This is a genomic window from Sinorhizobium sp. 8-89, from assembly GCF_030124325.1.
In the GTDB taxonomy this organism is placed as follows: Bacteria; Pseudomonadota; Alphaproteobacteria; order Rhizobiales; family Rhizobiaceae; genus Sinorhizobium.
The window spans coordinates 31444-52158 of sequence record NZ_JASKLR010000006.1 but is presented as its reverse complement, the minus strand read 5'-3'; the positions used below and the strand labels follow the sequence as shown (position 1 = coordinate 52158).

Here is a 20715-nt window from a genome sequence, read left to right as displayed (position 1 = left end):
CTCATAACACGTTCACGGGGATTTTCAGGTACTGGACGCCGTTGTCCTCGGGTGGAGGCAACCTGCCGCCGCGCATGTTGACCTGCACCGATGGCAGGATCAGTTTCGGCATGGAAAGCGTCGCGTCGCGTTCGTTGCGCATCGTGACAAATGCGTCTTCGCTTCCGCCCTCGTGCACGTGAACATTGCCGGTCCGCTCGGCGCCGACGGTGGTCTCCCAGGCAAATTCATCGCGGCCGGGTGCCTTGTAGTCGTGGCACATGAACATGCGGGCCTCGTCCGGTAGCTGCATCAGGCGCTGGATCGAGCGAAAGAGCTGGCGGGCATCGCCGCCCGGAAAATCGCACCGGGCGGTGCCATAGTCCGGCATGAACAGCGTGTCGCCGGGGAACACTGCATCACCGATGATATAGGCGAGGCAGGCGGGCGTGTGACCCGGTACATGCAAAACGGTCGCTTCGAGCCCGCCGACTTTGAACCGGTCGCCGTCCCGGAAGAGCTGATCGAACTGGCTGCCGTCCCGCTGGAACTCCGAGCCGGCATTGAAAATCTTGCCAAAAACTTCCTGCACCCGGATGATCTCGCGGCCAATCGCGAGCGCGCCACCGAGTTCCGCCTGCAGAAGCGGAGCGGCGGAGAGATGATCCGCATGGGCGTGCGTCTCCAGAAGCCACTGCACTTCGAGGCTTTCGGATTTTACGTAATCAATGAGCGCGCGCGCCGACGCATTCATCGTTCGACCGGCGGCCGGATCGTAATCGAGCACGCTGTCGATGATGGCGCAGGCGTTTGAGCCCGGATCGCGGACGACATGACTGATGGTGAACGTCGCGGGATCGAAAAAGGACTTAACGGCAGGCCTTTTCGATGCATCGCCTCGTGCGGTGACGATGACCTCTCGAGCGTGGGAGAGGGCGGTGTCCGACATGGCTTAACCTCCTGGTTGGACTCCTTACATATATTTACATTAAATATGCAAGTATGTATTTGATGGAAACGCGAAAACTTCTGAGCTATAGGCGAAGAAGCATGACCGGTCAGGAGATTTGGAATGAACGACACCGCTTCGGGGGCCGAGGTGCGGTCTCTCAGGATCAACGATATTGCGCCTGGCTTCTCGGCTCGATCGACGGCGGGGGACGTGTCGCTTGCCTCCTATCGTGGCCGCTGGGTCCTGTTCTTTTCGCACCCGGCGGATTTCACTCCGGTTTGCACGAGCGAATTTATGGCCTTGGCACGCGCAAAGGAGAGATTCGCGGCACTCGAGTGTGAACTGTTGGGTCTTTCTGTGGACAGCCTCTACGCGCATGTAGCCTGGTTGCGCGATATCGAGCGGAGCTTCGGGGTCAAAGTTGATTTCCCGCTGATCGAGGACCCGTCGATGGCGATCGCGCAGGCCTATGGCATGCTCGACAGTGCCTCGCCGAGCAGCGCCACAGTCCGGGCCACCTATGTCATCGATCCTGAAGGCGTCATCCGTGCCATCGTCTGGTATCCCATGAATGTCGGCCGGTCCGTGGACGAACTTCTTCGCCTTGTCGAAGCCTTGCAGGCATCCCTGAGGGAAGGCGCATCCACGCCAGAGGGCTGGCGGTCTGGTGATCCGCTTGTGGAACAGCCGGCAGTGACCATGGAGGAGGCGGAAACGGCCAATGGGTCGAAGGGCGCCTGGTACTATCGGGAACGGGTCGCATGATGAGGAAAGACATCCCCGTGGAAGCATTGCAGGACAATGCGGCACAGGCGGCCGAATTCATGCGGTTGTTCAGCACACCAAGCCGCCTTATGCTGCTCTGCCATATCGCTCAGCAGGAGCGCTCAGTCAGCGACATCCAGAATGATCTTGGGCTGAAGCAGCCGACACTTTCGCAACAGCTTGCGGAACTGCGCCAGGCAGGCCTGGTCAAGACGCGCCGGGAGTCGCGCACGATATACTACTCCGTCGCCGACGAGCGGGTCGAAGCGGTCATGGGCCTGCTCCTCGACCTCTTCTGCAGCACCGAACGCCAACCGCAGTCTTCGCGTGAAAGGCAACCTGCGCCTTTATCGTCGTCAGACACCGCTCGGAAGTTGGATATCAGCGAAGCGGCGCAGTTCGCGCGACTAGATCCGGCGCGGTAGGCTATACCTCGACAGCGTCGAAGAGGCCGTCACAGCGCGCGCAGTCGCCGACGTTTTCCGTTTCATGTTGCAAGGCCCACTCGGCAACTCCAATGCTGGCACCAAGCAGGATGGCCGGATGGGCTATGACAAAGCGCACGACACGACGCCTCCGCGCGATCGGTGTCCCCGTCGTAGACATTGTTTCCGTCCCTGAGCCTCTCAACGACAGCAGCGAGGCTGAGGACAATGCCGCCTGAAATTCGGCGGAACCAGAGTCTTCTATGGGCGCCGCCGAAGGTTGATACAGAAGCACCGCTTGTCGGCCTATTGACCGAACGCCACCCGCTGCGTCGCTACAGCGAAGAACTCGAGACGCGGCGCCGCGAAGTCTCGGGCGAGGTCTGCAGCGAGCGCGATTGTGCCACCCACAGCCTTGCGCGGGTGCAGACGGAAGAACCTGCCAAGTCAGGGTAAAATCGCAATGCATTCGACCCCGATGGCTGGTCCGAGGCTCTGGTCTGGAACCGGCCGACCTCTGCCAAGGGTGTAGTGTTCGTCACTGTCGAGACCGAGATCGCCAATCGCGTCGTCTAGGAGAAGACCTTCGAGAAATATCACCGCGTCGTGCCAGCACCCTCATGCTTGGCGACTCGATGCATTGGTTCAGGCTCGCCGACGCTCTGGATCGCGATATCCAGAAGTGCTCTGAGCCTGGGCAGGCGCCGCAGATCGCGGTGATAGCCGAGCCAAGTGTCCCGGCTCGGCGGACTCGTGGGCGGATAGAGCAGTTTCAATCCTTTCATGTTGTCGCCAAGTGGTCGCGGCAGCACCGCGAGACCGGCGCCTCCGAGGCACAGGCGCGCCTGCACGTCGCGACTGTTGCTTCGCATGACGATTGGCGCTTCGGGGAAAAGCCCCCTGAGCCAGGCGACGTCCGGCATGTTTCCGAAGGCCTCGTCCATCGTCACCAACGGCACGTCACCGCGGCCATCATAGGCGGGATTGGGCATGTCTGCAGCCGCATAGAGGCCATACGGGATGGTCATCAACTTGCGTGATATGACCTCGGGCTCGGTAAACGGCCTGATACGAAAAACGAGATCTGCGTCGCGCCGCGAAAGGTTCAGCAACCTTGCATCCGTGAGCAACTCGACCGTCACCTTCGGATGCCTTCTTGAAAAGCCGGACAGGATCGGGGCGAGCACGTGAATGCCGAACCAGTCGGAACAGGAGACTCTTAGCTGGCCATCCAGTTGTCCGTCGCTGCCGGCCAGCCCGCGGGTGATGCCGAGTGCTTCCTCTTCCATTCGCTCGGCATGGGCAAGCACCAGCACGCCCTCGTCCGTCAGCACAAATCCGTCGCTGGTCCTCTGGAACAGTTTTTGGCCCATAGCCTCTTCCAGCGCTTTCAGGCGTCTGCCCATGGTCGGCTGCGTTAGACCCAGCTTGCGGGCAGCAGCGCCCAAGGTGCCTTCCCGTGCGATCGCCAGAAAGAGCGGGATGTCACTCCATTCCATGAAAACCTCCGGGATGCCATGCAATACTGCATGATTATCAAACAACATTGTTGATTTCCATGCAATCAGGAATGTCGCAGTATCCCTTAAGCAATAGTGACAGGAGGCATCAAATGCCCACCATGAAATCCGCCATCCTCGAGGCCGCTGGGGCCCCGTTCCGCATTGCAGATACCAAGCGACCCGTACCGGGATCGGGCCAAGTTCTCGTCCGGATCAAGGCGAGCGGTGTAAATCCGCTCGATACAAAGATCCGCGCCGGTAGGGCAGCCCACGCCCGCCACCTGCTTCCGGCCGTTCTCGGCATCGACCTTGCAGGCGTCGTCGAAGAGGTCGGCGAAGACGTTCAGGGGTTCCGCAGGGACGACGAGGTTTATGGCATGACCGGCGGCGTAGGCGGCAATCAGGGCTCTCTCGCCGAATATGCCGCCGTGGATGCCAGGCTGGTCGCTTGCAAGCCTTCCAATCTTTCGATGCGCGAGGCGGCCGCCTTGCCGCTCGTATTCGTCACTGCCTGGGAAGGATTAATGGATCGCGTCAAGCTCACGGCAGATCAGACAGTTCTCATTCTCGGCGGAGGTGGTGGGGTCGGGCACATGGCGATCCAGATCGCGGTCGCGACGGGTGCGAACGTCTACGGCGCCGATTCATCGAGCAAGGCGGATTATATTCGCGGATTGGGGGCAACGCCGATCGACCATACCGCCGAGAGCGTTGAGAGCTACGTCGAGCGCCTGACCGATGGCAAGGGTTTCGATGTGGTCTATGATACAGTCGGCGGGCCGGCTCTCGACACGGCTTTCAAGGGCGTTTCGCGCTTCGGCCATGTAGTCAGCAGCCTCGGCTGGGGCGCGCATGCGCTGGCGCCGCTCTCGTTCAAAGCCGCCACCTATTCAGGTGTATTCACGCTGATCCCGCTTCTGACCGGAGAGGGCCGCGACCATCATGGAGAGATCATGCGGGAGGCGACGCGGTTGGTCGAAGCCGGAAAGCTGATTCCCAAGCTCGATCCGCGCCGCTTCAGTCTCGACACCGTTGCTGATGCGCATAACCTCATCGAGAACCGGCAGGCGAACGGCAAGCTCGTCATCGACATCGATTGAATACGCCTCGGGATGCTATCCAAAGCCCTGTCTGCCCGGTTGCACAGCGTGCCCTGTTCCACTTTCATCAGCGGTCGTCACATCTTCGGTGAACTCGAGGAGTGCGTCAGCACGCTGGCCGGTTGGCCCAAGGCTGATCTGCGGCGGAGCCTCGAGCGGCGCGGCGGACGATCTCGCCATGGCAACCGAGCGGCGTAGCAGGGCGTCTTTCTCTTAGGCATGAACCCAACAGCAGAGTGAACAAACCTTCCTCGCAGCAAAGCATGCAGGTCGGCGTTGACGGCCAACTGTACGCGAAGCCTCCCGGTCCGGCTTTTCGGCGTGAGCACCGGCGCTGCAGCGGCTCTTGAAGTGGCGGCCGAGCTCGGCGATCACGTGTCCGCATTACTCGTGGGAGGCGGTCGCCCGGATCTGGCGGGAACACTCGAAGAAGTCAGAATACCGACGCTCCTGATCGTGGGGGGATCGGATCATGATATTCTCGGCTGAACCGGGCCGCCTTGGCGGCGCTCGCCGGTCCCAGGAAGCTGCACGTTCCGGGCGCCACCCACCTGTTCTCGGAACCGGGAGCGCTCGATGTCGTTGCCGCCGCTACAGCGGAGTGGTTCAGCCGCTATTGTCGCCAGCACGAAGACGAACGGGAACGGAGATAGGCAAATGCGCTTCTCGAACCGGACCGAGGCGGGAAAATAGTTGGCGAGGCGCTCGAACACCATCGGGGCAAAGACGTCGTTGCGCTCGCGCTATCACGCGAAGGTGCATGGCAGAAGTCGCAAGTCATCTCGGCGCGCCCCTCGATCTCCTGCTTCTTCGGAAGATCCGGGGTACCCTGGGAGCTCGCAACGGGTCAGTGATCGACGGCAACGCGCCGGCGGCACCGATATTTTGCCGCTTGCGCTCCTCTGAGGTTTCCGGCCAACTGCGACCGGCACCAAGCAGGGAACGGAGATTCGGTCCTGCCCTTGAGCGGCCGTGAGGACCGGACGAACGCGTTAGCGTTCGACGATCCACTCGTAGGGTAGTTTCCCCAGTTCCCGGGTTAAGTCTGCCGGCGCGCTTCAATCGCTAGACTTTGTGCCCATGCGGGCAAAGAATGGCCAGATGCTCGCCGCGCCCGCCCAGCGACTCACGACCAACCTCCTGCCATGTGCGTTGTTGCCCCGCCTGCATCACCACAGTCTCGGAAGCCAAGAGCGCGGTATTATACCGCTTGGTAGCCTGTTCAATCTTGGCGGCCACGTTCACAGCGTCGCCAAGCACCGTGAATTCCAGTCGGAGATCGTCCCCAACTATCCCACAATAGGTCTCACCTGTGTGGATGCCAATGCCCACCCGGACAGGTGGATCAAATCCGCGTTTGACGTTCCATTGATCCAGCAGCGCCAGAAGCTTGTGGGCGCACGCGATAGCGCGGGCGCAATCATCACTCTGGGGCTCTGGAATGCCGAATACGAGCAGGGCGCCATCTCCAATGAACTTGTCGACCACACCACCGAATTCCTCCGCCGCACGCATCACCCGCCTCCGAAATGAGGAGACGAAGATCGATAGCCTCGCCGGATCCATCTTTTCGGAAAAAGCGGTGAAAGCCCGAATATCGACGAACAGTATGGTGGCCTGCTGGCGGCGACCCTGCCGCCACGTGGCAACATCATTTTCCCCCACTAATGGCGCGATCTCAGCGGGCAGGAAGCGAGCAAGGTTTGCGCGCCGAGCCGTCTCGCTGACGGCGCGCATGAGTAGGCGGCGAGAGCGCGCCATTGCCAGTGCCGTTGTCAGGCCGGTCAGCGTCAGCATGACTGCGCGCATGAGATAAGGCGACAGCGAAAAGAGGCGCGCAATGCTTGATTCCAACGCGCCCAGCGATGCGTGAACGTCAACTTCAGTCGGGAACAAACGAAAACCAAGCTTGGAGACGACGCCAACGACGGCGATCATGATTACAATGGTGGCCCATAATTGGACGAGTGGCCGATAGCGAAGCGCGCCGACCGCGAGGAGCAGGGGTACGGCCCAGATAGTCGGCATCGCGGCGACCCAGTTACCCTCTAGGCCAATGCCATCTAGGCCAAGGAAGAGGCTGACACCGAGAACTGCTGCGTCGCAAGTGACAAGGACGAATGCCATCCAAGGCCTGAACCAGCGAGTGACAACCAGGAGAAACGACGTGATGCCTAGCACGAGAAAGGCGCCAATTGTGAAGAGCGCCGCAAAACGAACTTGAACCAGGTCGTACCCTCCGGCGGGCCCGGTCGTACCGGAGGAAACGAGGAAACCACTCGCAAACAGGGTGAGGCCCAAAGCGATCCGAACCCACCCGGTCGTATATTCGGCTTCGTTTTCCGACTCCCGGAACAGGTTTTCGACGGAGGTCATGGTCGGGACCGAGCGACCTGCATCGGTTCGATAGGCACCCAGTTGAAAGATCCTCATCAGCAAACCCCTCCGCCACGGACGATAGGCGTACCCGCGGGTAGGAGTATCGCGTTTCGCACCCCACGGGACTAGGCGGGGCGCAACCCCGAGCCCTTCAACCATCGGGAAAGTGTCAATCCATCCCGAAAGTTGAGACCCATCAAGGTCAAGTTTGTGCCTCCCGCGATGAGTTCGATCGCCTGGACAACGTAAAACATCGTGTCAAACTGACCTGCAGAGGCGCGGTTCGCGAGAAAGAATGCGCAAGGCGCAAGCACGAGTATTGCATTCAGACCGATGATGGGCATTCGACGCTTTTTGGAGCAAACGAGCGCCGATTTAGCCTTTCCAGCCAGTCTAAAGCCGGTTCCAGCGACGGTGACCATCGCAGGTATAAGAACCAACATTCCCCAGAGAATGCCATTTTTGACAGCAACAACTGCAACATGATTGCCCGACAATTCCGACATCACCGTCGAGATCCAGAATGCCAAAATCGTCAGCGACCCAATGACTCCGGCACTCACGTGAACTCGTAGAAGAGCCAAGTATGTCTGCATCGCCTAACCTCCCGCTTGAACACCGATACAGTTTGACCCTTTCGGTGAATGACGCCTTGACGCGCATCAAATCCTGGGTGGCGTCAGGCCCCATGAGGGGCGAGGTTACGTTGCACCCGAAGCAGCAAGAAACCCAGTGCTTGTGTGGGATCCGATGACGTCGCTTGGGTTGTGCCAATGTAATAAGTACGCTGTAAATTCCCGACCGAGGAATAAGCGTTCAACACCCTGGTTTTCCGGGCGCCAGTTTTGGGAAGCAAGCGTCGGTTCCCACAATGAAGACCTAAGTTTCCCAACTCTGAGGACAATACACAACCGGGCTGATGCCCGGGTCGCCTGGGCCGACAAGCAGCTATGCGTTCTGGCCACCGTGACTGCTCCAGTTGGCATGGCTCGTTCCTGTTCCACAGCAACAGATGGCGCTGATCGCGGACATCTTGCCGATCGCGGTGGTCATTTACTCTTTCATTTTCGTGGCGTTGAGACGTTTTCTGCGGCTGAGCTTGGTGAGTGCAGGCTTCTTAACTGCGCCGCTCCTCGTTCCTTCGCCCACACTTCAGACTTTGATGAAATCCCGGCTGGCAGTTCAGCGTCTTATGCGCCGGTCTAATTGCCACCTTCAACGTGGGCGACCGCCGTCCCTGTCCTTGGCCGTGGCCCCACGCCGCGCCTGCTTGTCGGGGCCGGCTTCGTATTCGCTATAGGATTGGTCTTCCGCATGCTGGATGGGCCTCTTTGTGGGTCTTGGCCAACAGGCACGCACTTCATCTGGCACTTGCTCAACGCCCTAGCTCTCGGATTTTCGTTGCTCGCCGCGGAGCGAATGGGCGCTGGTTCCCGCCTCTGCCTGTGACACAACCGCCTAGCCAGCCCCTTGCCGACCATTTGTGAGGCGCTGGGCTGCGGATCGGTTGCCCGCCGCCTGAAACCGTAAGTTCCAATACTCGCAGCGGCGATGTAAAATCGGTGAGCATTTCTCCAATTCGGAAGGGTTGCCGGAGAATTGCTTTTCTCCCTCGTCCGCAGGGCGGGCGAAGCTTGGGAGGGCCGCAGCATGATGGCAATGGACGAGACGCGCGAACCCACCCGACGCGATTTTCTCTATCTGGTGACAGCCATGGCAGGGGTCGTGGGTGTCGGGGCCGCCTCTTGGCCATTCATCGACCAGATGCGCCCTGACGCTTCGACCCTCGCCATGGCGTCCATCGAGGTGGACGTATCCTCGCTCGTGGAGGGTATGGCACTGACCGTCAAATGGCGCGGTCGCCCGGTTTTCATTCGCAACCGTACCCAGCAGGAGATCGAGGCGGCAAGGGCGACTGCACTTGATGATCTCAAGGACCCACTGGCGCGGAATTCCAACCTCGCAGAGGACCAACCCGCCACCGATGATGCCCGCTCCGGCGGGGAGGGGAAGGAGAACTGGATCGTAATGATCGGGGTGTGCACGCATCTCGGCTGCGTGCCTCTGGGACAGGCGGGTGATTTCGGGGGCTGGTTCTGCCCTTGCCACGGGTCGCACTATGATACCGCCGGTCGCGTCCGCAAGGGTCCCGCGCCGGAGAACCTTGCGATTCCCCGCTTCGAGTTCGTCTCCGAATCCGTTGTGCGAATCGGGTAGACGCGCATCAGAACGCGCTTCCTTTTGGATCGTGGTCCGACTTTCCGGTTCCAACCGCGCTAGAGAAGGCAGCCGGTGGAACGCTACGACCGGTCCGGCTTCGACGGGTCGGTCCCGAGGATCGGTGATCCGTCCGCCACGCGCTCGTAGAGGTCCATAACGTGCTGGTTGATCATCCTGACGCAACCGGGAGACATGCTGGCCAATGTTCCACCATTCCGGCGACCGTGGACGCGGTAGAGCCTGTCCTCGCCGTTCTGGAAAATGTAGAGAGCGCGGGCTCCGACCGGATTGTCGGGACCGGGCTCCATTCCACCGCGCTCCAGACTGTATTCCTCCCACTTTCGGGTCCCGCTCGATCATCTCGTCGGCAGGTATCCAGTGGGGCCACTTGCGCTTGTATTGCACGACACCACGGCCCGGCCACTCGAATCCGGCGTGGCCCAGAGCGACGCCGTACCGCAAGGCCCGACTCTTCACCTGTACGAGATAGAGGAAGCGGTTGCCTACGTCGACCACGAGCGTTCCGGGCGGCTCGCCTGTCGGGTCGTCCACGACCCTTCGGTGGAAGCGGGGGTTGATCTCCTGGTAGGGAACCCCCGGGACGGGATGGGGCTCCATCGGCCTTTCTCCATACATCTCCGCCAGGATAGAGGGTGCTCCCGAGGGGAAGTGCCGCCCTCGTTCGTCGGCGCGCTCAAGGCGGCGATGCGGCCCGTCAAGCCGAGCGCCGCGGTGATTGCAGCGAGTTTCAAGAAGAAACGGCGGCAGACCTCACGTCCATCCATCTTTCTTCACCTGCCTCCGGTATTCCGCACTCGGCTGCGGCCGGTAACGGGACGCGTTGGCTTTGATCCATGCGACTGTGAACGACGAGAGGCGGGGTCGGTTCCGTTGCACGGCGGAATGGTGATCGCCGCCGCGGCCTCGCCGTGATACAGTCTGATCAGCGCATGAGCCATGGGAGGTGGGAATGCGTCACCTTGCATCCGCACTTGCGGCAGTGATGCTCGCGGCTCCGAACGCGGCAGCCGAGAAACCTCTTGTTTTCCATACGGCGCAGTTCGAAGACGCCACCGTCGTCAGTCTCGGGCTCGTTAGCAACAGGACGGCGGAACGGCCCGGATACGACTACGACGTCATCATCTCGCTTTCGCAGACCGACGCCCGCAGTGGCGCGGTCTACAGCGATCCGGGAAAGCACCGGGCTTTGGTCAAGTGCGGCGATCCGGCCAAGGTATCGCTCAGGGGTGTCGACTACGCTGTACCGACTTCGGGAGCGGTGGGGCAAGATTGGAAGGCCGACCTCTGGCGAGCCGTCTGCGAGACGCCCGTTTCGTAAGCCGGCACATGCTCGATACCTCCGGAGTCCATCGCTCTGAGCAGATACCAGACATCTATGGGGGACCGCCGGCCCGACAGGGCGGCTGAATTCAGGGAAATCCACGTGGCGTTCGGGATCGACCCTCGCAGCCGCGCGACCAGGTCGGACGAAATCACAAGCGGAGAGTCGAGCGACTTCGCCAAGGTCTCAAGCCGTTGTGCTACGTTCACGGCATCGCCTATGACCGTGAACTCGCTGTGGCAGCCGCTGTCCAGAACGCCGCCGACCACAGTCCCGTAGTGCAGCCCGATCGCGGCATCAAGGGCGGGATAGCCAATCCGGACGCCGTGGTTCCGCCAGTCGTTGAGTGCGTCGACCAGATCGAGCGCGCATGCGAGCGCCCGGTCCGCATCGTCTTCCGTGGGCCGCGGCTGTCCGAACACCGCCATGACCCCGTCGCCGATGAACTTGTCGACCGTCCCGCCGTGGTCGAAGATCGTCTGCGAAACGAGCTGTCGATACTCAGCCAGCACGAGGGCCAGCTCGCGGGCGGTGGCGGTTTCAGCGAAGCCGGTGAAGTCGCGCAGATCGACGAACATGATCGCTGCGTTTCGGCGCTCAAGGCCGAGGGCCTCGCCCCGTTCCTGCAGTTCCGAGACGATCAGCGGCGAGAAGAAACGCGAGAGATTGTGCCGTCTCTGGTCAGCCCTGAGGGCCTCCTTGCGAGTCCGGTCATGATCCCTCGCAAGTAGGTAGATTGCAGAGGCGGTGAAGCCGAAGCTGACCGTCAGGCCGAGGTCCTGATTGAAGAAGGATGCTAGCAGCGACATGGCATCGGCGGTGTGGTGGCTGACTGCCGTGATCGCCAGCATTGCCACCCAAGCGATAAGGACGATGCCGGAAAAGACGAAGACGAGGCGGCGCTCGAGCTGGAGCCCGGCCTGATTGAGCAAGATGAAAGCGACGACCAGGCTGGTGGTGGTGAGGTTGTGGTTCTCGGTGACCGGACCTGCGAGGATGTGCGCGTACAGGATCAAAGTGACAAGCAGCGCATCCAGAATGACGAAGAGCGTCTTGAGCCGGGACCGCCCAGGAATATATCGCGCCGTCGCCACCGCAGCGATGCTGATGATGAGATAGCCGACGACAACGATAGAGTGGGTGCCTTCCGCCCCTTCATAGCCGCCGAGCAGAAAGTTCGCGACCAGGATCGCGAAGGCGACGAACCGCAAGATGATCGAGCGGATTTCCCTTGCGAAGGCCCATTGTGGGTGAAGCGAAGACGTCATGTCCTACCGTATGGAGAAGGGAGATGCTTCCCGGTCGCGGATGAAGCGAGGGGAAACGCGGTCAACTGCCGACCGCGTCCCTTCGTTCCTTACTTGACCTGCGTCACGGTCAGCTTGCCGTTGACGCGCTCGGCAACGAACTCCACGTTCGCACCTTCCTTCAGCTTCTCCAGGATCGCGTCGTCCTGGACGCGGAACACCATCGTCATCGCCGGCATTTCGAGGCTCTTCAGCTCCTCGTGGATCAGCGTGACCTTCTTCGCTTTGGCATCGACCTTCTTGACGGTGGCCTTCGTGAACTCCTGCGCGAGAGCGCCGTAGGCTGTTCCAAGGGCCAGCACAGAGGCGAGCGTGAGCTTGATGAGCGTTTTCATGTTGGACTCCTTTCGATCATCACTTCTTGGCAACGGTGACGTCGCCGTGCATGCCTGCGTCATAGTGACCGGGGACCAGGCAGGCGATCTTGAACGTGCCGTCGTTGGTGAATGTCCAGATGATCTCGCCGGACTCTCCTGCCGCGAGACGGATGGCGTTCGGATCGTCGTGCTCCATCTCCGGGAACTTCTCCATCACCGCCTTGTGCTCCATGATCTTGTCTTCCTGATCGAGCACAAACTCGTGGTCGAGTTTGCCTGCGTTCTTGATCGCGAAGCGAACGGTCTGGCCCTTGCGGACCTTGAAGGTCGATGGCGTGAAGATCATCTTGCCGTCGTCCGTCTCCTTCATGGTGACCTGGATCGTCTGGGTGGCGTTGGCTTTCTTGCCCGGTTCGCCGACAGCCATTGCCTCTCCGTGCCCGCCTGCGTGATTGCCACCGGCGAGCGCCGGGGTGGCGAGGGCGGCGGCGAGAAGTCCGAGGATTGCAGCTTTCATGGTGTGTTCCTTTGGTTGGTTGAACATCGGCATGCGGGATCAGCCGTGGTTCTTATGTTTCGGCGTGATCTGGGTCTTGGCGTCCTTGGCCTTCGGCGCGTCGGGAACCTCGCCCGTCCACTCCCAGGCCTGTGTTCCGGGCGGGTTCTCGTACCAGCCGGGATCGGAGTAGTCGTCCGCGGAGATTCCCTCGCGCACCTTGACGACCGAGAACATGCCGCCCATCTCGATCGGGCCGTGCGGACCCCAGCCGGTCATCATCGGGATGGTGTTCTCGGGAATTTCCATCTCCATCTCGCCCATGTCGGCCATGCCTTTGGTGCCCATGGGCATGTATTCCGGGCGAAGCTTCTTGATCTTCTCGGCGACCTTCGATTTGTCGGCGCCGATGAAGGTCGGAATGTCGTGCCCCATCGCGTTCATCGTGTGGTGCGACTTGTGGCAGTGGATCGCCCAGTCGCCCTCGTACTTGGCGTCGAACTCGTAGGCGCGCATCGCCCCGACCGGGATGTCGATGCTGACCTCTGGCCATCGCGCCTCCGGGCGCACCCAGCCGCCGTCCGTGCAGGTGACCTCGAAGTCGTAGCCGTGCATGTGGATCGGGTGGTTGGTCATGGTCAGGTTGCCGACCCGCACGCGCACGCGATCGTTCTTGGAGACGACGAGCGGGCTGATGTCGGGGAAGATGCGGCTGTTCCAGCACCACATGTTGAAGTCGGTCATCTCCATGATCCGCGGCACGTAGGAACCGGGATCGATGTCGTAGGCGTTGAGCAGGAAGACGAAGTCGCGGTCGACCGGCATGAACTTCGGGTCCTTGGGATGGACGACGAAGAAGCCCATCATCCCCATCGCCATCTGCACCATCTCGTCGGAATGCGGGTGGTACATGAAGGTGCCCGACTTCACGAGGTCGAACTCGTAGACGAAGGTCTTGCCGACCGGGATATGCGGCTGCGTCAGGCCGCCGACGCCGTCCATGCCGGAGGGAAGAATCATGCCGTGCCAATGGATGGTCGTGTGCTCAGGCAGCTTGTTGGTAACGAAGATGCGCACCCGGTCGCCTTCGACCGCCTCGATCGTCGGACCCGGCGACTGGCCGTTGTAGCCCCACAGATAGGCGGTCATGCCTTCCGCCATCTCGCGCTCGACGGGCTCGGCGACCAGGTGGAACTCCTTGACGCCGTTGTTCATCCGGTAGGGCAGGGTCCAGCCGTTGAGCGTGACGACCGGGTTGTAGTCAGGGCCGGAGGTGGGCTTTAGCGGCGGCTGCGTCTCCGCCGTCTCCATGACGGCGGCTTCGGGCAGCCCCATGTTGGACGTCTTCGCCCAGGCGACGGTCGACACCATTGCGGCGCTTGCGCCGAGTAGCTGTCTTCTGTTGAACATGGTCTGTTCCTTTCTCAGTGGCCGCCGCCACCGCTTTCGGCGGCAGCCGCGACTTCCGTTTCGCCGGCGGTCGCACCCGCGCCGCCACCGTAGATGGCGGGGGCGAGATTGGCCTCGGAGAGCCAGAAGTCGCGCTTGGCGTTGACGGCAAGCAGGTTCGCATTGACCTTCTCGCGGCTGTCGGCGAGCAGCTCGAAGGTGTTGGTGATCATGGCGTTGTAGGTGAGGAGGGATTCCTCCTCGATCTTGGTGCGCAACGGCACGACGCTGTTTCGGTAATGCCGGGCTATGTCGTAGTTGGCGCGGTACGCCTGGTAGGCCGAGCGCGCTTCGGAGCGGACGTTGACGGCCTTTTCCGCCAGGAGGTTCGCCGCCCGCATATAGGCGAGTTCGGCCTTGCGCATGCGTGCCCTGCCGCTGTCGAAGATCGGAATGACGAATTCGAGCTCTGCCTGTCCGGTCGTCTCGGAGTTGACCTCGCCATCCTCCTTTTCCCGTTCCGTCTCGGAGCCGGTGAGGAGCTCGAGGTCTGTGACGTAGCGGGTGGCTTCCGTTAGTTTGTATGATTTGGCGGTCGCATCGAGGTCGAGCTTCGCCATCTGCAGATCAACGCGCCGCTGGATTGCTTCCGCCTCGATCAGGTCACGCTTCATGATGCCCCTCGGCAACTGCGGCAGACGGTTCGGGACCTGATAGTCGATTCCCGAACCCCAGAGCCCCATCAGCCGCGTCAGCTCTTCCTTGGCGAGTCGTGCCGCCAGCCGCGCCTTTGCCGTCTGTCCCGCCAATTCGGCAAAGAACACGTGCTCGCGGGCTTGACCTTCTTTCGTAAGCGCGCCGCTCTTGCCGAGTTCCTGTGCAAGCTCCGAGGCGGCGTCTGCCGCAGCCTGCGCCTGGTTGAGCTGGGCAACGGTTTCCCAGGCGGCAACGGCATTGATCCAGGCACGGCGAGTGTCCGAGGCAAGCTGCAGCGTGCGGAGCGCCGCACTCAACTGTGCCTTTCGGAACTCGGTGTCGGCGATAGCGATGTTCCGGTCTCGCGTGGCGAGAGCCAGGATGTTGTTGGCGATCATGCCTTCGACGGTCTTAAAGGCTTCCAGTCCCGGCGTGCCGATGCCGGTCAGTCCGACGGAAACGGTCGGATTTACAAGCATCGTGGACTGCCAGGCGTCGGCGGCCGAGTCGCCGAGATCGGCGTAGGCGGCCTGGAGCCCCTTGTTGTTCAACAGCGCGACCTGCACGGCGGTCTCGACGCCAATGGTCTTCTTCGCCATCAGCGTCTTCACGCGGTCCGAGACGACACGAGCCTGCTGCTGGTTTTGTACCCACACGGTCTGCTTGCCTGCCGCCTCGGCGGTCTTGGCCTCGACCGAGGCGAAGCCAGCGTTCTTGGCTGCATATTCGCTCACGGCCACGCAGCCGCCGAGTGCGAGCGGCAGGGCGAGGACCGCAGCCAGTTTGACAGTGGCTCTCATCATGACGCATCTCCTTCTGGAGTCTGCGCGTCGTTCTGGTTGCGCCATGGCTGGGGATCGACCGGCACGCGATGGGTGTAGCCCGAAACCGGGCTCGTGTACCGGAGGGGGCGGACCTCGACCTGGGAGGCGGCGAGGTCGCCCGTGGCAATGACATCGGGAGGCAATGTGGAGGCACATCCGCTCGCGAAAAGCGGCAGGGCGGCCACGAAGAACAATGGTTTCATGGTATTATCCGAATAGGAATTGCAGCGGCGCCCGAGAGCAAACCTGCTCGCGAACACTCCTTAAACCCGTGAGAAGAACGGGTGCGGTCCTATTCAGATGTTCGGGGGTCGGTGCAGAGGCGGAAGCTCGCCCGTGGTCCGGGCGTCGTCGATGAACTCGCGTATAGAGGCCACCTGAGGCCCGCCTATCGGGATAGTTCCCAACACTATGGCCATGCTGACACAGAAGCTGCTGCAGCATTCCTGTTTAGCGGTCTTTTTGGCCGCATCGTCCGGCGACGATCCATGATCGCCATCCCAATGGTCGCCGCTGGTCATGTGATGATGATCATCGGTCTGACTTTGATGATCGTGAGATTGCACCAGGTCCGAATTGGACCACGATCCATGCATCGCGGCGGAGGCCGTCGGCAAGGAGTATCCCGCCAGTGACATGGCGATCACGAGGCGGAGCAGAACCAGCATCTTTTGCAATGTGATTCGATACATTTTGCTCATGTCCGAGGACTACCAGCAGCCCTGCAGTTGTCAATTGTCAGGTCGTATAACATGCGATTCGCGATCATTATGTGGCAAAATAGCGGGTTAATCCGAAGTTTAATGAAGGTGTAATCGTTCCAACGATGGTAAGGTCAAGCAAGAAAGTTGCCGGACGCGTGAAGCAGCCTTCTCCTCCTCCCTTATTCTCGTTCCTGAACCCGGGCGAGGTTGGATGACTGGCCTAGCCGCGTATCTCGGTTTGTTCCTCGTCGCGTTCGGCGCGGCCACGGTGCTGCCCTTCCAGTCCGAACCCTTGCTTGTTGGCTTGCTTGCGTCAGGAAAATTCTCGACGACTTGGCTCCTCGCGTCGCAAGCATAGGCAACGTGCTGGGAGCAGTCTTCAACTGCGTGCTTGGGCGTTTCATCGATCGGTTTCACGACCGGTCTTGGTTCCCGGTGAAGACGTCGTCGTTGGAAAAGGGCGCTGGATGGTACCGGCGCTATGGTCGTGGTCGCTGCTGCTCTCGTGGATGCCAGTCTTCGGAGACGCGCTCACTGTAGTCGCCGGGGTTTTACGAGAGCCTTGGTGGTCCTTCCTGTTGCTGGTCACAGTCGGAAAGACGGCGCGATACATTGTCCTAGCCGCAGCAACCCTCGGGACGCGAGCGGCAATCTGACAAATGTTTGGAATCGAAGGCCCGCGCGGAGCGAGAGCCCTTCGCTGAGTAGCGGCAAACTGCATTTAATCGAAGCCGTTCAATCTCGCTTTTATCGCGTCCATCTGCGCGATTTCCTTGCGCTGACCCTCAGAGATTCGCTTACAAAGATCGACCAGCTCTGCGTCCGTGAGACGCGCTTCGCGACACATCAGAATTGCTCCGGAGTGGTGCGGGATCATCGACGCGATGAACTGATGATCGTCGATGAGGGCCTGGGTGCGAGTTCCCGCAAACGCAGCAACAAAGAGGATAGCCAGACCGAGGTAAAGGGCTACGTTCAGTCCCTTCTTCTTGTACATCCCACCCATGGTCGCCAGCATGATGATCCCCATCGGAGCAACCATCGTCAGTGCCATGTAGAGCGTGTTGAGATTGTTACGGAAATCGCCCCGGCCGTCGATCATGGAGAACATCCCGAAGTGCATGACCACGAGGCTGACCACCATATTAACGGCGAACATCAGGTAGTGGTGTCGTGACGTCGGTTCGTGTTGGATCGAGTGTTCGTGCTCTTTCATGGCGATCCTCCGCTCATTGGCCGTCGTCGACAGCTACAAGGCTTGAGATGAGCTTGCGCAGCCTTAGGAACCGCCGGGTCGGTCGTCCGTTCCATCAAAAGCGGCATTCGGACGCGCCTATGCAACCCAATTCAGGTCGAAGAACCACTGCCTTAGACTTGGCGGGAGCGTTTTAAACCTTTTGTCTTTGGAATGTTCTGACGGCGTCTTCCGCCATCCGCTTGACACACCAGCGGGCATAGATCGGACCGAATATCCATCCCAGAATCCGACCGAGGACCGAACGCGGATAATCGTAATCGATGAACACGCGCAGTCGGGAGGACTGCCCTGCAGCCTCGATCTCGAAGCCCAAGCAGTAGGCACCGATGGCAATCAGTTCCGGGCGTCCGCGCGTTTCCCACACCTTGCGGCGTGGCGGCAGACGCTCGATGACTACTTCCTCGACGACGAGCCTCACGCCAAGCATTGTGCCTTCCATCCTAATCACGGAACCGACGGCGCGGCCTTGAGCGTCGTCGAGCTCGTATGACATCTGCCCGCCGAGCATCATCATCGAGGGCTTCTGCATGTGCGATCCGAGACGCGCCTGGTCATCCAGGTAGTCGAAGAGCGCGTTGGGAGAAGCCGCCACATCGACGATTGCCTGCGCCGATCGAGTGTAGGTCAACTCAGGTCCTCCTTGCTCGCTCGATGTTGATGCTGACCGGAGTGATGTCCACCATGGCCGTGAAACAGGTGCATCAGCGGACACGCCAGTAGGAGCAGGTAGGGAGCCAGGCCCAGGGCATGCGCCCAATGTTCACGAAGGACGAAGAACGCTGCGATGACGCCGAACGAGACGGCAAGAAGCGTCCATTTGCGTTCCCACTTCATATCCGCACACTCCTCAACCTAAGAGAATTCCCAATCACGCTGACCGACGAGAGCGCCATCGCCGCGGCCGCGATAATCGGGGACAGCAGAAGTCCGAATGCCGGATACAGAACACCCGCCGCGACGGGTACTCCGGCAGCGTTGTAGATGAAGGCGAAGAACAGGTTCTGCCGGATGTTCTTCATCGTCGCATGACTCAACTGTCTTGCCCGCGCGATGCCCTGGAGGTCGCCCTTGAGCAGGGTTACGCCCGCGCTCTCGATCGCCACGTCCGTTCCGGTGCCCATGGCGATGCCGACGTCGGCGGCGGCAAGCGCCGGAGCGTCGTTGACACCATCTCCCGCCATGGCGACGATCCGGCCTTCCTTGCGCAGACGCGCGACGATCTCGCTCTTGTGTTCCGGCAGGACCTCCGCCTCGACCTCCCTGATGCCGAGCTTCCGGGCGACAGCGTTCGCAGTGGTCTTGTTGTCCCCTGTCAGCATGACCACCCGGACGCCATCATTCAGCAATGTTCGAACAGCATCGGGTGTCGTCGCCTTGATGGGATCGGAGATGGCGAAGAGGCCAGCAGCGCGTCCATCGAGGGCGACGAAAATGACCGTCGCTCCTTCTCCGCGCAGGGCTTCGGCCTCCTTCGCGAGGGCCGACACATCCACACCAGCGTCTTCCATGATCCGGTGACTTCCGATGATGAGCTTTCGTGCGTCGACGGAACCGATGACGCCTTTGCCGACCGGACTGTCGAAATCCTCCGCCTTGCCGAGCGCCAGCCGGCGTTCCGTCGCGGCGTCGACGATGGCGTCCGCAAGCGGGTGTTCGCTGGCGCGTTCCAAGGTGCCCGCCAGTCGAAGCAGCTCGTTCTCGCTCAGCCCCTCTGTCGTGGCGATCGACGTCACCTTGGGCTTGCCTTCGGTGAGGGTTCCGGTCTTGTCGACCACGAGCGTGTCGACCTTCTCGAAGCGTTCCAGGGCCTCGGCGTTCTTGATGAGCACCCCGAGGCGTGCGCCGCGGCCGACGCCCACCATGATCGACATCGGCGTGGCGAGACCGAGCGCGCAGGGGCAGGCGATGATCAGCACGGCGACCGCGGACACCAGACCATGCGTGAACCGCGGTTCCGGTCCCAGCCACATCCAGACGGCGAAGGCGATTATGGCGACCGCGATGACCGCGGGAACGAACCATCCGGAGACCTCGTCGGCCAGCCGCTGGATCGGAGCGCGCGAGCGCTGGGCCTCCGCCACCATCTGCACGATGCGCGACAGCATGGTGTCGCGCCCCACCTTGCCAGCCTCCATGACGAAGCCGCCCGTCTTGTTCATCGTGCCGCCGATGAGGTTCGCACCGATCTCCTTGGTAACGGGCATGGATTCTCCGGTGATCATCGATTCATCGACCGAGCTGCGGCCTTCAATGAGGGTACCGTCGACAGGAACCTTTTCACCTGGCCGGACGCGCAGGCGGTCGGCGACGACAACCGCTTCGAGCGGCACATCTTCGTCGGTGCCATCGCTGCGGATGCGGCGGGCGGTTTTGGGGGCGAGGTCCAGAAGCGCGCGGATCGCGCCGCCCGTCTGTTCACGTGCGCGCAGTTCCAGAACCTGGCCGAGTAGCACGAGGACGGTGATGACCGCAGCCGCCTCGAAATAGATGGGGACCGCTCCGTCGGCGGATCGGAAGGTGGCGGGGAACAGTCCGGGTGCAACGGTCGCCACGACACTGTAGACCCAGGCCACGCCCGTGCCCATCGCGATCAGGGTGAACATGTTGAGGTGCCGCGTGATGATTGAGCGCCATGCCCGCTCGAAGAACGGAGCGCCCGCCCACAAGACCACAGGCGTCGCGAAGACGAGCTGCACCCAGTTCGAAATCTGCGCACCGAGCAGCATATGCAGGTTGGTTAGGTGGCCTCCCATTTCCAGGGCCAGAACCGGAATAGTCAGAACCAGACCAATCCAGAACCTCAGCTGCATGTCGCTCAATTCCGGGCTGGAACCCGTTTCGGCGGTGGCCACTTCCGGCTCCAGCGCCATCCCGCAGATCGGGCAGTTTCCAGGGCCGATCTGCCTCACCTGCGGATGCATGGGACAAGTGTAGACCACGCCGTTGGCCCGATCAGGCGCGATGCTCTTTTCAGCGGTCTCTGCGACCCCAGTTTCGTGCCGATGATGATGATGATGATGGGGATGATCCTTTTGGTCCTTCTGATCGTCCATGGATTAA

The 20715-nt window shown here is 61.2% G+C and carries 22 protein-coding genes and 2 pseudogenes; 7 read left to right on the top strand and 17 right to left on the bottom strand.

Annotated elements, in window-relative coordinates; translation table 11 throughout:
* Position 1: 1 nt before the first annotated feature.
* Entirely contained in the window at positions 2-928 is a 927-nt protein-coding gene (locus QN219_RS14165; RefSeq protein WP_284000355.1) for an MBL fold metallo-hydrolase, read from the bottom strand.
* Between the two features lie 123 nt (positions 929-1051).
* Here QN219_RS14165 and QN219_RS14160 point away from each other — a divergent pair, with 123 nt between their 5' ends.
* Entirely contained in the window at positions 1052-1696 is a 645-nt protein-coding gene (locus QN219_RS14160; RefSeq protein WP_284000354.1) for a peroxiredoxin, read from the top strand.
* Entirely contained in the window at positions 1693-2121 is a 429-nt protein-coding gene (locus tag QN219_RS14155) for a metalloregulator ArsR/SmtB family transcription factor (RefSeq protein WP_284000353.1), read from the top strand. Before QN219_RS14160 ends, QN219_RS14155 begins: the two co-directional genes overlap by 4 nt.
* Before the next feature lies 1 nt (position 2122).
* On the opposite strand, the gene QN219_RS14150 is transcribed toward QN219_RS14155, so the two are convergent.
* Positions 2123-2302: a hypothetical protein gene (locus QN219_RS14150; RefSeq protein ID WP_284000352.1), complete on the bottom strand. Its 180-nt coding sequence runs from the start codon at positions 2300-2302 to the stop codon at positions 2123-2125.
* Positions 2303-2349: 47 nt separating this feature from the next.
* Here QN219_RS14150 and QN219_RS14145 point away from each other — a divergent pair, with 47 nt between their 5' ends.
* Positions 2350-2577 carry a hypothetical protein gene (locus tag QN219_RS14145; protein WP_284000595.1) on the top strand — a complete coding sequence of 76 codons (228 nt, stop codon included), beginning with the start codon at positions 2350-2352 and terminating at the stop codon, positions 2575-2577.
* Positions 2578-2717: 140 nt separating this feature from the next.
* Here QN219_RS14145 and QN219_RS14140 read toward each other — a convergent pair whose 3' ends face one another.
* Positions 2718-3620 (bottom strand): LysR family transcriptional regulator, encoded by a 903-nt coding sequence (locus QN219_RS14140; protein ID WP_284000351.1) that lies wholly within the window; start codon positions 3618-3620, stop codon positions 2718-2720.
* Positions 3621-3733: 113 nt separating this feature from the next.
* On the opposite strand from QN219_RS14140, the gene QN219_RS14135 reads away from it, so the two are divergent.
* Positions 3734-4723: a zinc-dependent alcohol dehydrogenase family protein gene (locus QN219_RS14135; RefSeq protein WP_284000350.1), complete on the top strand. Its 990-nt coding sequence runs from the start codon at positions 3734-3736 to the stop codon at positions 4721-4723.
* 1065 nt (positions 4724-5788) lie between these two features.
* Here QN219_RS14135 and QN219_RS14130 read toward each other — a convergent pair.
* Both QN219_RS14130 and QN219_RS14125 read right to left on the bottom strand, forming a co-directional pair.
* A complete protein-coding gene (locus QN219_RS14130; RefSeq protein WP_284000349.1) occupies positions 5789-7156 on the bottom strand; it encodes an adenylate/guanylate cyclase domain-containing protein in 1368 nt (455 codons plus the stop codon).
* A gap of 71 nt (positions 7157-7227) precedes the next feature.
* A complete protein-coding gene (locus tag QN219_RS14125) occupies positions 7228-7698 on the bottom strand; it encodes a hypothetical protein (protein ID WP_284000347.1) in 471 nt (156 codons plus the stop codon).
* Between the two features lie 1057 nt (positions 7699-8755).
* On the opposite strand from QN219_RS14125, the gene petA reads away from it, so the two are divergent.
* A complete protein-coding gene (gene petA / locus QN219_RS14120) occupies positions 8756-9319 on the top strand; it encodes a ubiquinol-cytochrome c reductase iron-sulfur subunit (RefSeq protein ID WP_284000580.1) in 564 nt (187 codons plus the stop codon).
* An 83-nt stretch (positions 9320-9402) separates the two neighbouring features.
* Here petA and QN219_RS34155 read toward each other — a convergent pair.
* Positions 9403-9940 (bottom strand): annotated as a pseudogene (locus QN219_RS34155) (L,D-transpeptidase).
* Between the two features lie 352 nt (positions 9941-10292).
* On the opposite strand from QN219_RS34155, the gene QN219_RS14110 reads away from it, so the two are divergent.
* Positions 10293-10661: a hypothetical protein gene (locus tag QN219_RS14110; protein ID WP_284000343.1), complete on the top strand. Its 369-nt coding sequence runs from the start codon at positions 10293-10295 to the stop codon at positions 10659-10661.
* On the opposite strand, the gene QN219_RS14105 is transcribed toward QN219_RS14110, so the two are convergent.
* The 7 genes from QN219_RS14105 to QN219_RS14075 form a co-directional block, all read right to left on the bottom strand.
* On the bottom strand, positions 10577-11932 hold the full coding sequence (locus tag QN219_RS14105) for an adenylate/guanylate cyclase domain-containing protein (protein ID WP_284000342.1): 1356 nt from the start codon (positions 11930-11932) through the stop codon (positions 10577-10579). The genes QN219_RS14110 and QN219_RS14105 overlap by 85 nt on opposite strands.
* A gap of 89 nt (positions 11933-12021) precedes the next feature.
* Positions 12022-12306 carry a copper-binding protein gene (locus QN219_RS14100; protein ID WP_284000341.1) on the bottom strand — a complete coding sequence of 95 codons (285 nt, stop codon included), beginning with the start codon at positions 12304-12306 and terminating at the stop codon, positions 12022-12024.
* 19 nt (positions 12307-12325) lie between these two features.
* Positions 12326-12805 (bottom strand): plastocyanin/azurin family copper-binding protein, encoded by a 480-nt coding sequence (locus QN219_RS14095; RefSeq protein WP_284000340.1) that lies wholly within the window; start codon positions 12803-12805, stop codon positions 12326-12328.
* Positions 12806-12844: 39 nt separating this feature from the next.
* Positions 12845-14194 (bottom strand): copper oxidase, encoded by a 1350-nt coding sequence (locus QN219_RS14090; RefSeq protein WP_284000339.1) that lies wholly within the window; start codon positions 14192-14194, stop codon positions 12845-12847.
* A gap of 14 nt (positions 14195-14208) precedes the next feature.
* Positions 14209-15672 (bottom strand): TolC family protein, encoded by a 1464-nt coding sequence (locus QN219_RS14085; RefSeq protein ID WP_284000338.1) that lies wholly within the window; start codon positions 15670-15672, stop codon positions 14209-14211.
* Positions 15669-15896, bottom strand: coding sequence for a hypothetical protein (locus tag QN219_RS14080; RefSeq protein WP_284000337.1), 228 nt, complete (start codon positions 15894-15896; stop codon positions 15669-15671). The genes QN219_RS14085 and QN219_RS14080 overlap by 4 nt, the downstream gene beginning before the upstream one ends.
* A gap of 93 nt (positions 15897-15989) precedes the next feature.
* Positions 15990-16385, bottom strand: a complete 396-nt coding sequence (locus tag QN219_RS14075) for a hypothetical protein (protein WP_284000336.1) — start codon at positions 16383-16385, stop codon at positions 15990-15992.
* Positions 16386-16608: 223 nt separating this feature from the next.
* Here QN219_RS14075 and QN219_RS14070 point away from each other — a divergent pair.
* A pseudogene (locus QN219_RS14070) lies at positions 16609-17053 on the top strand (YqaA family protein).
* 65 nt (positions 17054-17118) lie between these two features.
* Here QN219_RS14070 and QN219_RS14065 read toward each other — a convergent pair.
* The 4 genes from QN219_RS14065 to QN219_RS14050 all read right to left on the bottom strand — a co-directional run bounded on the left by QN219_RS14065 (position 17119) and on the right by QN219_RS14050 (position 20708).
* Positions 17119-17613, bottom strand: a complete 495-nt coding sequence (locus QN219_RS14065) for a DUF305 domain-containing protein (RefSeq protein ID WP_284000335.1) — start codon at positions 17611-17613, stop codon at positions 17119-17121.
* Between the two features lie 172 nt (positions 17614-17785).
* On the bottom strand, positions 17786-18283 hold the full coding sequence (locus QN219_RS14060) for an SRPBCC family protein (protein WP_284000334.1): 498 nt from the start codon (positions 18281-18283) through the stop codon (positions 17786-17788).
* Positions 18280-18489 (bottom strand): DUF2933 domain-containing protein, encoded by a 210-nt coding sequence (locus tag QN219_RS14055; protein WP_284000333.1) that lies wholly within the window; start codon positions 18487-18489, stop codon positions 18280-18282. Before QN219_RS14055 ends, QN219_RS14060 begins: the two co-directional genes overlap by 4 nt.
* Positions 18486-20708 (bottom strand): copper-translocating P-type ATPase, encoded by a 2223-nt coding sequence (locus QN219_RS14050; protein WP_284000332.1) that lies wholly within the window; start codon positions 20706-20708, stop codon positions 18486-18488. The genes QN219_RS14055 and QN219_RS14050 overlap by 4 nt, the downstream gene beginning before the upstream one ends.
* Positions 20709-20715: the final 7 nt, after the last annotated feature.